Raw genomic sequence first — 13,079 nt, 5'->3', positions numbered from 1 at the left:
TCCAGGAGATCGGCGCCGGAACGGGCACCCTGAGGGCGTGGACGATCACGACCGGCGCCGCCGGGAACCGGGGAGTCGCGGCCCGGCCAGCGGCCGGGCAGGCCGCCCCGACCCGGCCCGCCGGGCCGTGCCCCCGGCGCGGGCAGGCGCCCCGGCGCCCGGACGCGGCGCGAACGCCCCGTCCGCGCGGGGCTCCAGCACCACACCCGGACGCGGCGCGAGCGCGGCACCCGGACGGGGCGGCGCCTTCGCCCCGCGCCGCGAGCCCGGCAGCCGGCGCGTCGAGGGCCGCCTCGGCACCGCCGGCCGCAGCCGCTCGCACCGCTGGGGCGCGGTCCTGCTCGTGCTGCTGCTGGGGGCCATCGCCGTCCGGCTCGTCGTGCTGCAGGGCATCGACGGCAGCGCCTACGCCGCCCAGGCCACCGACGAGCGGATGCGCTCCTACCCGGTGGACGCGGTGCGCGGGAAGATCCTGGACAGCGCGGGCAACGTGCTGGCCTACTCCGTCGACGCCGAGCGCGTCGTGGCCAACCCCCGGCAGATCTCCGACCCGCAGGCCACCGCCCAGGCGCTGACCGGGCTGCTCGGCGTCCCGGTGGAGACGCTGGTCGAGAAGCTGTCCCGGGACTCCGGCTACGTGGTGCTCGCCCGCCGGGTGGCCCTGGACGTGACCGACCAGATCCGTGCCCTCGACCCGGCTCTGGCCGGGATCAGCTATGCCGACGACCCGGTCCGGCTGTACCCGGCCGGCGCCGTCGGCGGCCAGGTGGTCGGCTTCGTGGGCAGCGAGGGCACCGGGCTGGCCGGCATCGAGTCGGAGTACCAGGACGTGCTGGCCGGCACCCCGGGGGAGGAGCGCGTCGAGGTCGGCGCCAACGGCAACGTCATCCCCAGCGGCATCGACGACAGCACCCCCGCCGTCGACGGCGGCACGGTCACCCTGACCCTCGACGAGGACGTGCAGTACATCGTCCAGCAGCGCCTGGACCAGGCCTGCGCCGACGGCGACACCACCAGCGGGTCGGCCGTCGTGCTGGACGTGCAGACCGGCGAGGTGGTCGCCATGGCCTCCTGCCCCGGCTACGACCCGGGCAGCTACAACACCACCGACCCCGACCTGCTGGGCAACCCGGTGGTCTCCGACGTGTTCGAGCCCGGGTCGGTGATGAAGGCCGTCACCATGGCCGCCGCCGTCGAGGAGGGCATCGCCACCCCGGACACCGTGCTCAGCGTCAACGGGCACATCCAGGCCGGCGACAAGGTGGTCACCGACGCCCACGACCACGCGCCGGTCGACTGGACCGTCACCGGCATCCTCGCCAAGTCCAGCAACGTCGGCACGATCATGCTGGCCCGCGAGGTCGGCGACGCGAAGCTGGAGGCCTACATGCGGGCCTTCGGCCTCGGCAGCCGCACCGGCGTGGAACTGCCCGGGGAGAGCGCCGGCATCCTCGAGCCCTCCGCGGACTGGACGGCGAGCCGGGCGGCCAACGTGCCGATCGGGCAGGGCGTCTCGGTGACCGCGCTGCAGATGGCGTCGGTCTACCAGGCCATCGCCAACGGCGGCGTGCGCATCCCGCCGCGGGTGGTGGAGTCGGTGACCGCGGCCGACGGCACCGTCACCCGCCCGCCGGCTCCGGAGCCGACCCGGGTGGTCAGCGAGACGAGCGCGCGGGCCGTGGCGTACATGCTGGAGGCCGTCGTGGGCAAGGGCGGCACCGCCCCGCTGGGCGAGGTGCCGGGCTACCGGGTGGCCGGCAAGACCGGCACCGCGCAGCGCGCCAACCCCGACTGCAGCTGCTACTCCGGCGGCGGCTACTTCACCACCTTCGTCGGCTTCGCCCCCGCCGACGCCCCGCGGTACGTGGTCGCCGTCGACCTGGAGCGGCCCAACAGCGACGCCGAGGGCGGCCAGGTCGCGGCGCCGGTGTTCGCCGACGTGATGCGGCAGGTGCTCACCCTGGACCGGGTCGCACCCACCGGGACGGCGCGGCCCGACTTCACCCTCGTGGCACCGTGACCCCGGCCCCGCGCGTGCCCGCGGGCGCCCGCGGGGCCCGCCGGTAGATTGGCCCCCCGTGAGCCCGACCGCGCCCGGGTCGGTGCCCCGTCCTGCGGGCACCGACCCGCACCTGCTGACCGACCTCGCCGACCTCGTCGGCGAGCCCGTGTCCGGTGACCCCGCCACCGTCGTCTCCGGCGTCACCCTGGCCTCGACGGAGGTGCGCCCCGGCGACCTCTACGCGGCGCTGCCCGGCGCGCGCACGCACGGCGCGCGCTTCGCCGCCGACGCCGCGGCCGCCGGCGCCGCCGCGGTGCTCACCGACCCGGCCGGCCGGGCAGACGCCGAGGCCACCGGGCTGCCGGTGTGCGTCGTGGACGACCCGCGGACCACGCTCGGCCCGGTCGCCGCGCGGCTCCACGGCGAGCCCAGCCACCGGGTGCCGGTCATCGGCATCACCGGCACCAACGGCAAGACGACCACCAGCTACCTGGTCGAGGCCGGCCTCGCCGCCGCCGGCTGGGACAGCGGCCTGATCGGCACCGTGCAGACCCGCACCCGCGGCCGGGACGCCACCGGCGCCCCGGTGGTCAGCGCCCTGCCCAGCGTCCGGACGACGCCGGAGGCGCCCGCCCTGCACGGCCTGCTGGCCGGCATGGTGGGGTCCGGTGTGCGCGCGGTCGTGATGGAGGTGTCCAGCCACGCCCTCGTGCAGGGCCGGGTGGGCGGGGTGCGCTTCGCCGCGGCCGGGTTCACCAACCTCTCCCGGGACCACCTGGAGTTCCACGGCGACCTGGAGAGCTACTTCCGGGCCAAGGCGCTGCTGTTCGACGGCCGGGCCGCGGTCGAGGTGGTCGACGTCGACGACCCGCACGGCCGGCGGCTGGTGCGCGGGGACACCGTCACCGTCTCCACCACCGGCACGGACGCCGACTGGTGGGCCGGTGACGTGCAGCGGGCCCCGGCCGGCGGCTCGGCCTTCACGCTGCACGGCCCGGGTGGGCGCTCCTGGCCTGCGCGGCTGCGGCTGCCCGGCGGGTTCAACGTGGCCAACGCGGTGCTCGCCGTCGCGTTGCTGGACGCCGTCGGCGTGCCGGTCGAGGCCGCGCTGGAGGGCATCGCGGCCACCGTGGTGCCCGGCCGGATGGAGCCGGTGGACGCCGGGCAGCCCTTCGTCGCCGTCGTCGACTACGCGCACACCCCGGACGCCGTGGCCACCGCCCTGGCCGCGCTGCGCGGGTCGACCCCGGGCCGGCTGCTCACCGTGCTCGGCTGCGGGGGTGACCGCGACCCCGGCAAGCGCGCCGGCATGGGCGCCGCCGCCGCGGCCGGCAGCGACCTGCTCGTGGTCACCGACGACAACCCCCGCTCGGAGGACCCGGCGCTGATCCGCGCCGCGATGCGCGCCGGTGCCGACGGCGTGCCGGCCGGGAGCCGGGCCGAGGTGCTGGAGGTGGGCGACCGCCGCGCCGCCATCGCGGCGGCCCTGGCCCGCGCCGCCCCGGGCGACACCGTGCTCGTCGCCGGCAAGGGCCACGAGACCGGCCAGGAGGTCGCCGGGCGGGTCCTGCCCTTCGACGACCGGACCGTGCTCCGCGAGCTGCTGGAGCGCGGCCACGCCACCCCCGGTGGGCCCACCGCCGGGCCGGCCGGCCACCCCACCCCCTCGACCCCGGATGCTGGTGCCCCCGCGTGATCCCCCTGACGCTGGCCGAGGTCGCCGCCGCGGTCTCCGGCGAGCTGGTCCCCGGCTCCCCGCAGCCGTCCCCGTCGCCCTCCGCGCCGCCCGCCGCGACGCCTGCTGGAGCGCCCCGTGCTCCGGCCCCCGCCGGGCCGGTGGGAGCGGTGCCGGTCACCGGTGCCGTCACCGTCGACTCGCGCACCGTGTCACCGGGGGACCTGTTCGTCGCCCTCCCCGGTGAGCGGGTCGACGGGCACGCCCACCTGGGCGACGCCGCCGGCGCCGGCGCGGTGGCCGCGCTGTGCTCCCGGCCCGACCCGGCGCTGCCGTGCATCGTCGTCGCCGACCCGGTGGTGGCCCTCGGCGCCCTGGCCCACGAGGTGTACCGGCGGCTGACCGCCGGCGGCCTGGTCACCGTTGGCATCACCGGCTCGTCGGGCAAGACCTCGACCAAGGACCTGCTCGGCCAGGTGCTCGGCGCCGCCGGGCCCACGGTGAGCCCGGTCGGGTCGTTCAACAACGACATCGGCCTGCCGCTCACCGTGCTCACCGCCGACGCCGGCACCCGGTACCTGGTGCTGGAGATGGGCGCGCGGGGCAGTGGCCACATCGCCCGGCTCACCCGGGTCGCCCGGCCCCGGGTGGGCGTGGTGCTCAACGTGGGGTCGGCGCACCTGGGCGAGTTCGGCAGTGCCGACGGCATCGCAGCGGCCAAGGGCGAGCTGGTCGAGGCGCTGCCCGCCGACGGCACCGCGGTGCTCAACGCCGACGACCCGCGGGTGCGGGCGATGGCCACGCGCACCCGGGCCCGGGTGCTGTCCACCGGGCTCGCGCCCGACGCCGAGGTGCGCGCCGAGGACGTCGAGCTCGACGAGCGGGCCCGCGGCCGGTTCACCCTGGTCACCGCGGGCGAGCGGCACCCGGTGGAGCTGCAGGTGATCGGCGCGCACCAGGTGTCCAACGCGCTGTCCGCCGCCGGAGCCGCCCTGGCCGTGGGCCTCGCCCCGGCCCAGGTGGCCGCGGCGCTCACCGCGGCCGGCCCGCGCAGCCGGTGGCGGATGGAGGTCGACGTCCGCGCCGACGGCGTGACCGTCGTCAACGACGCCTACAACGCCAACCCGGAGTCGATGCGGGCCGCGCTGGCCGCGCTCGCCGGCCTGGCCGGCCGCCGCCGGGTCGCCGTCCTGGGTGCGATGGCGGAGCTGGGGCCGGACGCCCCGGCCGAGCACGAGAGACTCGGCCGCGAGGCGGTGCGCAGCGGGGTCGACCTGCTGGTCGCCGTCGGCCCGGACGCGGTCGCCCTGCACGCCGGGGCGGCGGCGGAGTGGGCGCAGCGGTACGGGCGGGACCCGGGACGGGGACAGGAGGAGGGCGTGGTGCACGTGCCGGACCGTGAGGGCGCTGCCGCGCTGCTCGCCGGGGTGCTCGAGCCCGGGGACGTCGTCCTGGTGAAGGCCTCGCGGTCCTACGGCCTGGAGCTGCTCGCCGCCGAGCTGCTGGCCGCCCCTCCGGCCGGGTCGGTGACCGCGTGAAGTCGGTCCTGATCGCGGCCGGCTTCGGCCTGGCCATCTCCATCCTGCTGACGCCGCTGGCCATCAAGGCCTTCCGCACCCGCGGCTTCGGCCAGGAGATCCGGGACGACGGCCCGGAGAGCCACCTGTCCAAGAAGGGCACGCCCACCATGGGCGGCACGGTGATCGTCGGCGCCACCGTCGCCGGGTACCTGATCGCCCACCTGTTCCTGCTCAACCAGCCCGGCCGCGGGGTCACCGCCAGCGGCGTCCTGCTGCTGCTGCTCATGGTCGGGCTCGGCACGGTCGGCTTCCTGGACGACTACCTGAAGATCCGGCACCGCCGCAGCCTGGGGCTCAACAAGACCGCGAAGCTGGTCGGCCAGCTGCTGGTGGGCGTGGTGTTCGCGGTGCTGGCGCTGCAGTTCGAGAGCGACGGGGTGACCCCGGCGTCGACGAACGTGTCCTTCGTCCGGGACATCGCCCCGCTGGCGCTGGGCTCGGTGGGGTTCGTGATCCTGGCCTACCTGTTCATCGCCGGGTTCAGCAACGCGGTGAACCTGACCGACGGCCTGGACGGGCTGGCCGCGGGCTGCTCGGCGATGGTGTTCGCCTCCTACGTGATCATCTCGTTCTGGCAGTTCGGCCACGACTGCAGCACCGCGCTGGCCGCCGGCTGCTACGAGGTCCGCGACCCGATCGACGTCACGCTGGTCGCCGCGGCCGCGATGGGCGCGTGCCTGGGCTTCCTGTGGTGGAACACCTCACCGGCCCGGATCTTCATGGGCGACACCGGCTCGCTGGCCCTGGGCGGGCTGATGGCCGGCCTGGCCATCGTCACCAGGACCGAGCTGCTGCTCGTCGTCCTGGGCGGGCTGTTCGTGGCGGTGACCATGTCGGTGGTCATCCAGGTGGCGTTCTTCCGGGCCACCCGCCGCCGGGTGTTCCGGATGGCACCGCTGCACCACCACTTCGAGCTGGCGGGGTGGGCGGAGAACACGGTCATCGTCCGGTTCTGGCTGCTCACCGGCATGGCGGTGGCCTTCGGGATGGGCCTGTTCTACACCGACTGGCTCAGCTTCACCGGCCTGTGAGCACCGGTCCCCGCCCGGGACGCCGGGTGCTGGTCGCCGGCCTCGGCGTCTCCGGCGCCGCGGCGGCCCGGGCGCTGCTGGCCGCCGGTGACGAGGTGCTGCTCACCGACGCCGCCGAGCCGGCCGTGCTCGGCGAGCTGGTGGGCGCCGGCGCCACCTGGCTGGGCCCGGTGGTGACGCCGCCGCCGGGGCTGGACCTGGTGGTCACCTCGCCGGGCTGGCGGCCGGACCACCCGCTGCTGGTCGGCGCCGCGCGCACCGGCGTGGAGGTGGTCGGGGAGCCCGAGCTCGCCTGGCGGATGCGCCTGCCCGGGCCGGACGGCGAGCCGGCGCCCTGGTACGCGGTCACCGGCACCAATGGCAAGACGACGACGGTCACCATGCTGGAGGCGGTGCTGCTGGCCGGGGGCCGGCGGGCGGTGGCGGCCGGCAACGTGGGCCGGCCGCTGGTGGAGGTGGTCACCGCCCGGGAGCCGGACGGCAGCCCGAGCTTCGACGCGGTCGCCGTCGAGCTGTCCAGCTTCCAGCTGCACTGGTCCAGCACGATCGCCCCGGCGGCGGCTGCCGTGCTCAACGTGGCCGACGACCACGTCGACTGGCACGGCTCGCCCGAGGCCTACCGGGACGCCAAGGCGCGGGTGCTCGCGCTCACCCCGGTGGCGGTCGCCGACGCCGGGGACCCGGTGGCCTCCGGCCTGGTGCGCGCGCACCCGCACCCGGTCACCGTCACCCTCCGGGAGCCGGCGCCCGGCCAGCTGGGTGTCCGCGCCGGCGCGCTGGTCGACCGGGCGTTCAGCGAGGGCCCGGCGGGGGAGCTGCTGCTGGAGGCCGGCGCCCTGCAGGTGGCCGGCCCGCACAACCTCACCAACGCCCTGGTCGCCGCCGCCCTCGGCCGGGCCGCCGGGGTGTCACCGGCCGACGTCGGCCGCGGGCTGGCCGGGTTCCGCGGCGGCGCGCACCGCAACGTGCTGGTGGCCACCGTGGACGGCGTGGACTTCGTCGACGACAGCAAGGCCACCAACCCGCATGCTGCCGCCGCCTCGCTGGCCGGCTACCCCCGGGTGGTGTGGATCGCCGGTGGCCTGCTCAAGGGCGCCGACGTCGACCAGCTGGTCGCCCAGGTCGCCCCGCGGCTGGCCGGGGTGGTGCTGCTCGGCCGCGACCGGGAGCAGCTGGCCCGATCTCTGGCGCGACACGCCCCGTCGGTCCCACGAACCGTGGTGCCCAGCGGCGACCATGGGGCGGTGGTGACCGGTGTGACTGGTGGGACGGGGGAACGGGTGAGCGCGGAGGACGTGATGCGGCAGGTGGTGTCGGCCGCCGCCCGCCTGGCGCGGCCCGGTGACACGGTGCTGCTCGCGCCGGCCGCCGCCTCGATGGACGTGTTCACCGACTACGGGCACCGGGGCCGTGCCTTCGCCGACGCCGTGCGGGCCCTCGGGTGACCCGCGCCGTCCCCGCCGCGCCGCCCGCGGCCACCCCACCCACCCGCCGGACGACGGTCCGCCGCCCGGTGTTCCGCGCACCGGCGTGGCTCGACGACCCGATGACCAGCTCGCACCTGGTGCTCGGCGCCGGCGGCATGCTGCTGGTCATCGGCCTGGTCATGGTGTTCTCCGCCTCCGCGGTCAGCGCCGCGATGGACAACGAGCCGGCCTGGGCGCCCGGCGTCCGGCAGTTGGTGTTCGCCGCGATAGGCCTGGTGGCGATGTTCGCGGCCATCCGGCTGCCGATCAGCACCATCCGTCGTTGGTGCGGTCGGGCGATGCTCGCCTCCGTGTTCTCGCTGGTCCTGGTGCTGTTGATCGGGGTCGAGCTCAACGGCGCGAAGCAGTGGTTCGACCTCAAGGTGGTGCTCCTCCAGCCCTCGGAGATCGCCAAGCTGGTGTTCGCCCTGTGGGGCGCCCACGTGCTGGCAACCCGGGACCGCTACCTGACCACGAAATCGTTGCTCGTGCCGGTCCTACCGGTCTACGGGGTCTGCGTCGCGTTGTTGATGCTGGAGCCCGACCTGGGCGGCTCCGTCAGCCTGGGTCTGGTGGTCGCCGGGCTGCTCTGGGCCGGCGGGCTGCCGCTGCGCTACTGGGTCGGACTCATCGCGGCCGGTGTGGGTGCGGTGGCGTACCTGGCCACCAGTGCGTCGTACCGCGCTGAGCGGATCACCTCGTTCCTCAACCCCTTTGCCGACCCGACGGGCGACGGTTACCAGGCGATCAAGGGCCTGTACGCGCTCGCCACCGGAGGGTTCTGGGGAGTCGGGCTGGGCAACAGTCGGATGAAGTGGGACCTTTTGCCGGAGGCGGAGAGCGACTACATCTTCGCCATCATCGGCGAGGAGCTCGGCTTCCTCGGCTGCCTGGTGGTGATCAGCCTGTACGGCGTGCTCGCCTACACCGGCTTCCGGATCGCCCGGCGCTCCACCGACCGCTTCGTCCAGGTCGCCAGCGTCGCCATCACGGTGTGGCTGATCGGTCAGGCCACCATGAACATGGGCTACGTCGTCGGCCTGCTGCCGGTCACCGGCGTGCAGCTGCCGCTGATCAGCGCCGGCGGCACGTCCCTGGTGCTCACCCTGTTCATCGTCGGCCTGCTCACCCGGTTCGCCCGCTCCGAGCCCGGCGCGGTCGAGTGGGCCCGCACCGCCGAGCGCAGCCGGCTGGCCCGGCTGCTGCTGCCGGTGCCGGCCCAGGCCGTCGACACCCGGCACGTGCGCCGCCCGGCCGGCTCGCCGGCCCGCGGCTCGTCGCGCGGTCCCGTCCGGGAGCCGGTCGGCGCCCGCCCCGCCGGCCCCGACCGGCCCGGGCAGCGGCGTGCCCCCCGGCCGCGGCCGGCGGCCGACCCGGGCGCGCTCGGCGTGCCGGCGCCCCGCCGACCCGGACCCGACCGGCGGGCACCGCTGCGCGGGGTGGACGGCACCGCGCCGCTGCGCCAGCGCGACGGCCACCCGGTCTCCCGGACCCGGGCGGTCCCGCGCGAGCGGTCGGCCGCCACCGCGCCGTCGGCTGCCACCGCCCCGTCGGCCGACCCGCGCAGCTCCCGCCGCGCCCGGGTGACCCCCCGGGACGCCGGACCGGCGCGCGACCGGCAGGCTGCAGGGGTGCGCACCGACCTCGACGCCCGCCCCGCCCCCGGATCCCGGCCGGACGCGCGGTCCCGCGCGTCCACCGGCCGACACGTACGCACCGATCGGCACGGGCGGCCGCAGCCGTGACCGGTGCTGAGACGTCCTCCGCGGCGCCCCAGCCGACCCCCCACGCCACACCCCGCCCCGACCAGAACCGCGCCCCTGCGGCTGCCGGCACGCGGCCGGCACCGCTGCGGGTGGTGCTCGCCGGCGGGGGCACCGGCGGCCACATCGAGCCGATGCTCGCCCTCGCCGACGCGCTCACCCGGCGCGCCGGGCTGCCCGGCGGCCCGGTGACGGTCACCTGCCTGGGCACCGCGCGCGGCCTGGAGACCCGGCTGGTGCCGGCCCGGGGCTACGACCTGCGACTCATCCCGCCGGTGCCGCTGCCCCGCCGGCCCACCGTCGACCTGATGCGCGTGCCCGGCCGGGTGCGCCGCTCGGTGGCCGACACCCGGGCCCTGCTGCGCGAGCTGCAGGCCGACGTCGTCGTCGGGTTCGGCGGGTACGTGGCCCTGCCGGCCTACCTGGCCGCCCGCCGGGAGCACGTGCCGGTGGTGGTGCACGAGCAGAACCCGCTGCCCGGCCTGGCCAACCGGATCGGTGCCCGGCTCGCCGCGCGGGTGGCGGTGACCGCCCCGGGCACCCCGCTGCCGCGGGCCGAGCACGTCGGCATGCCGCTGCGCCCGGCGCTGACCTCGCTGGACCGCCCGGCGCTGCGCGCCGAGGCCCGCGCCGCCTTCGGCCTGGACGCCGACCGGCCCACGCTGCTGGTGTTCGGCGGCTCGCAGGGTGCGGCCTCGCTGAACCGGGCCGCCACCGGTGCGGCCGACGCGCTCACCGCCGCCGGCGTCCAGGTGCTGCACGCCCGGGGGCCCAAGAACACCGACGTCACCGTGCCGGCCCGCCCGGCCGGCAGCGCGCCCTACGTGCTCGTGGACTACCTGGAGCGGATGGACCTGGCCTACGCCGCCGCCGACCTGGCCCTGTGCCGCTCCGGCGCCGTCACCGTCGCCGAGCTGTCCGCGGTCGGGCTGCCCGGCGCGTTCGTGCCGCTGCCCATCGGCAACGGCGAGCAGCGGCGCAACGCCCTGCCGCTGGTCGAGGCCGGGGGAGGGCTGCTCGTCGAGGACGCCGACCTCTCCCCGGCCTGGATCGGCACCCACCTGCTGCCGCTGGTCACCGACCCGGCCGCCCTCGCCGAGCTGTCCCGGCACGCCGCGGCCGCCGGGGCGCGGGACGCCGACGAGCGGCTGGCCGACATCGTGCTCGCCGTCGCCACCGGGGCCCGGAGGTGAGCGCCGACGACGTCGCCGCCTGGACCGGACCGATCCCGGCACCGCCCGAGCTCGGCGCGGTGCACCTGATCGGCATCGGCGGCGCCGGGATGAGCGGCATCGCCCGCATCCTGCTGGCCCGCGGCGTCCCGGTGTCCGGCAGCGACCGCCGGGACACCCCCACGGTGCTCGCCCTGCGGGCGCTGGGCGCCCGGGTGGAGATCGGGCACGCCGCCGCGCACGTCGGCGACGCCGACACCGTGGTGGTGTCCACCGCCATCCGGGACGACAACGCCGAGCTGGTCGCCGCCCGGGAGCGCGGCCTGCGGGTGCTGCCCCGGGCCGTCGCGCTGGCCGCGGTCATGGCCGGCCTGCGCAGCGTTGCGGTGGCCGGCACGCACGGCAAGACCTCGACCACGTCCATGCTCACCGTCGCCGTGCAGGCGTGCGGCGCCGACCCGTCGTTCGCCATCGGCGGTGACCTCAACGAGTCCGGGTCCAACGCGCACGCCGGCGAGGGCGACGTGTTCGTCGCCGAGGCCGACGAGAGCGACCGGTCGTTCCTGCTGCTGGCGCCGTTCGCCGCGATCGTCACCAACGTCGAGGCCGACCACCTGGACAACTACGGCGACCTGGCCGCCGTCGAGGCCGCCTTCGACCGGTTCCTCACCACCGTGGACCCCGCCGGCTTCGTGGTGCTGTGCGCCGACGACCCCGGCTCGGCCCGGCTGGCCGCCGCCCCCACCCGGGCCCGGGTGCGCACCTACGGCCGCGAGCCCGGCGCCGACCTGCAGCTGCGCGACCTGGAGGTCGGCCCGGCCGGCACCAGCTGGACGGCGGTGCTGGACGGCGAGGAACTGGGCCGGGTGGAGATCCGGCTGCCCGGCGCGCACATGGCCCTCAACAGCGCCGCGGCGCTGCTCGCCGGGCTGGAGCTCGGCTTCCCGCTCACCGGCCTGCTCGCCGGGCTGCGCCGCTTCGGCGGCGTGCACCGGCGCTTCGAGCTGCGCGGGGTCGCGGCTGGCGTGCGGGTCTACGACGACTACGCCCACCACCCCACCGAGGTCACCGCCCAGCTGCACGCCGCTCGGGCGGTCGTCGGCGACGGCCGCCTCGTCGTGGTGTTCCAGCCGCACCTGTACAGCCGCACCCGCGAGTTCGCCACCGCCTTCGGCACCGCGCTGGGGCTGGCCGACGAGGTGGTGGTGATGGGCGTGTACGGCGCCCGGGAGGACCCGGTGCCCGGCGTCACCGGTGCCCTGGTCGCCGACGCGGTGCCGCTGCCGGCCGGCCGGGTGCTCTACGAGCCGTCCTGGTCGGCGGCCGCACCCGCCGTCGCCGCGCGCGCCCGCCCCGGCGACCTGGTGATCACCATGGGGGCCGGCGACGTCGTCATGGTGGGTCCCGAGGTGCTCGCCGCCCTCGACGGCGCCGGTGCGGAGGAGGACCCGCGGTGAGCCGCAGCGGCCTGACCACCCGGGACCGCATCCGCGGTCGGGGCGGGGTCCGGGGGCAGGGCGGGCACCAGGGTGCGGGCCGGGGCCGGCCCACCGGCGACCAGCCGGTCCGCGCCGGCCTGGCCGGGGTCACCGCGCTGCGCACCCGCCGACGCGGCCGGGTGCGCGCCCGCACGCCCCGCCGGCGCCTGGTCCAGGTGCTGGTGGCCGTGCTCCTGGTCGCCGGCGTCACGACCTGGCTGGTGCTGGCCAGCCCCCTGCTGTCCGTGCGCGGGGTCGCGGTCGACGGCGCCCGCACCCTCACCGCCGAGGAGGTGCGCACGGCCGCCGGTGTGACCCCGGGGCAGGCGCTGCTGCGGGTGGACACCGACGCGGTGGCCGCCCGGGTGGCCGCACTGCCCCCGGTGGCCTCGGTCGAGGTGGTGCGCGGCTGGCCGGACAGCGTGGTGATCACCCTGACCGAGCGCCTGCCGGTCGCGGTCGTCGAGCAGGACGGCGTCCGCTCCCTGGTCGACCGCACCGGCACGCTCTACGACACCGTCACCGGCCCCGCACCGGACGGCGTGGTGCCGCTCGACGTCCCCAGTCCCGGCACCGGCGACCGGGCCACCCGGGCGGCCGTGCAGGTGCTCACGACCCTGCCCGACCCGGTGCGGGCCAGCGTCACCGACGTCGTCGCCACCGGCGCGGACGACGTCACGCTCACCCTCACCGGCGGGCGCACCGTGCTGTGGGGCGGCCAGGGCGACCCCGAGCGCAAGGCCCGGGTGCTGGCCGCGCTGCTGGCCCAGATCGAGGCCGGGACGCTGGAGCCGGCCAGCACCATCGACGTGTCGGTACCGGACTCCGTCGTCCTGCGCTGAGCGGCCGCGACCGGTCGGGGGACCGGCGCCGGTGGGGGAGCGTCCCCGGTCGTCGACCCGCCGACCCGCC

At 77.0% G+C, this 13,079-nt stretch carries 9 protein-coding genes; all 9 read left to right on the top strand.

The features are described from left to right. Positions 1 to 37: 37 nt before the first annotated feature. The 9 genes from G1H19_RS05305 (at position 38) to G1H19_RS05265 (ending at position 13,009) form a co-directional block, all read left to right on the top strand. A complete protein-coding gene (locus G1H19_RS05305; protein WP_235927993.1) occupies positions 38 to 2,020 on the top strand; it encodes a peptidoglycan D,D-transpeptidase FtsI family protein in 1,983 nt (660 codons plus the stop codon). Positions 2,021 to 2,078: 58 nt separating this feature from the next. Continuing rightward, positions 2,079 to 3,698, top strand: a complete 1,620-nt coding sequence (locus G1H19_RS05300; protein WP_162392549.1) for a UDP-N-acetylmuramoyl-L-alanyl-D-glutamate--2,6-diaminopimelate ligase — start codon at positions 2,079 to 2,081, stop codon at positions 3,696 to 3,698. Next, the gene (locus G1H19_RS05295) at positions 3,695 to 5,215 is read left to right on the top strand and encodes a UDP-N-acetylmuramoyl-tripeptide--D-alanyl-D-alanine ligase (RefSeq protein WP_235927992.1); all 1,521 of its coding nucleotides are present in this window, start codon (positions 3,695 to 3,697) and stop codon (positions 5,213 to 5,215) included. Before G1H19_RS05300 ends, G1H19_RS05295 begins: the two co-directional genes overlap by 4 nt. After that, positions 5,212 to 6,288 (top strand): phospho-N-acetylmuramoyl-pentapeptide-transferase, encoded by a 1,077-nt coding sequence (gene mraY / locus G1H19_RS05290; protein WP_162392548.1) that lies wholly within the window; start codon positions 5,212 to 5,214, stop codon positions 6,286 to 6,288. Before G1H19_RS05295 ends, mraY begins: the two co-directional genes overlap by 4 nt. Further along, complete coding sequence (gene murD / locus G1H19_RS05285; RefSeq protein ID WP_162392547.1) at positions 6,285 to 7,733, top strand: UDP-N-acetylmuramoyl-L-alanine--D-glutamate ligase; 1,449 nt, start codon at positions 6,285 to 6,287, stop codon at positions 7,731 to 7,733. The genes mraY and murD overlap by 4 nt, the downstream gene beginning before the upstream one ends. After that, positions 7,730 to 9,499 (top strand): putative lipid II flippase FtsW, encoded by a 1,770-nt coding sequence (gene ftsW, locus G1H19_RS05280; protein ID WP_235927991.1) that lies wholly within the window; start codon positions 7,730 to 7,732, stop codon positions 9,497 to 9,499. The genes murD and ftsW overlap by 4 nt, the downstream gene beginning before the upstream one ends. Positions 9,500 to 9,612: 113 nt before the next feature. Then, complete coding sequence (gene murG, locus G1H19_RS05275; RefSeq protein WP_235927990.1) at positions 9,613 to 10,710, top strand: undecaprenyldiphospho-muramoylpentapeptide beta-N-acetylglucosaminyltransferase; 1,098 nt, start codon at positions 9,613 to 9,615, stop codon at positions 10,708 to 10,710. After that, positions 10,707 to 12,146, top strand: a complete 1,440-nt coding sequence (murC, locus tag G1H19_RS05270; protein WP_162392546.1) for a UDP-N-acetylmuramate--L-alanine ligase — start codon at positions 10,707 to 10,709, stop codon at positions 12,144 to 12,146. The genes murG and murC overlap by 4 nt, the downstream gene beginning before the upstream one ends. Further along, entirely contained in the window at positions 12,143 to 13,009 is an 867-nt protein-coding gene (locus G1H19_RS05265; RefSeq protein WP_235927989.1) for a cell division protein FtsQ/DivIB, read from the top strand. The genes murC and G1H19_RS05265 overlap by 4 nt, the downstream gene beginning before the upstream one ends. Positions 13,010 to 13,079 lie beyond the last annotated feature (70 nt).

This window comes from Goekera deserti, assembly GCF_010685995.1.
Taxonomy (GTDB): Bacteria; Actinomycetota; Actinomycetes; order Mycobacteriales; family Geodermatophilaceae; genus Goekera; species Goekera deserti.
The sequence above is the reverse complement of the archived record's forward strand: the minus strand, read 5'-3'. Positions and strand labels throughout refer to the sequence as shown.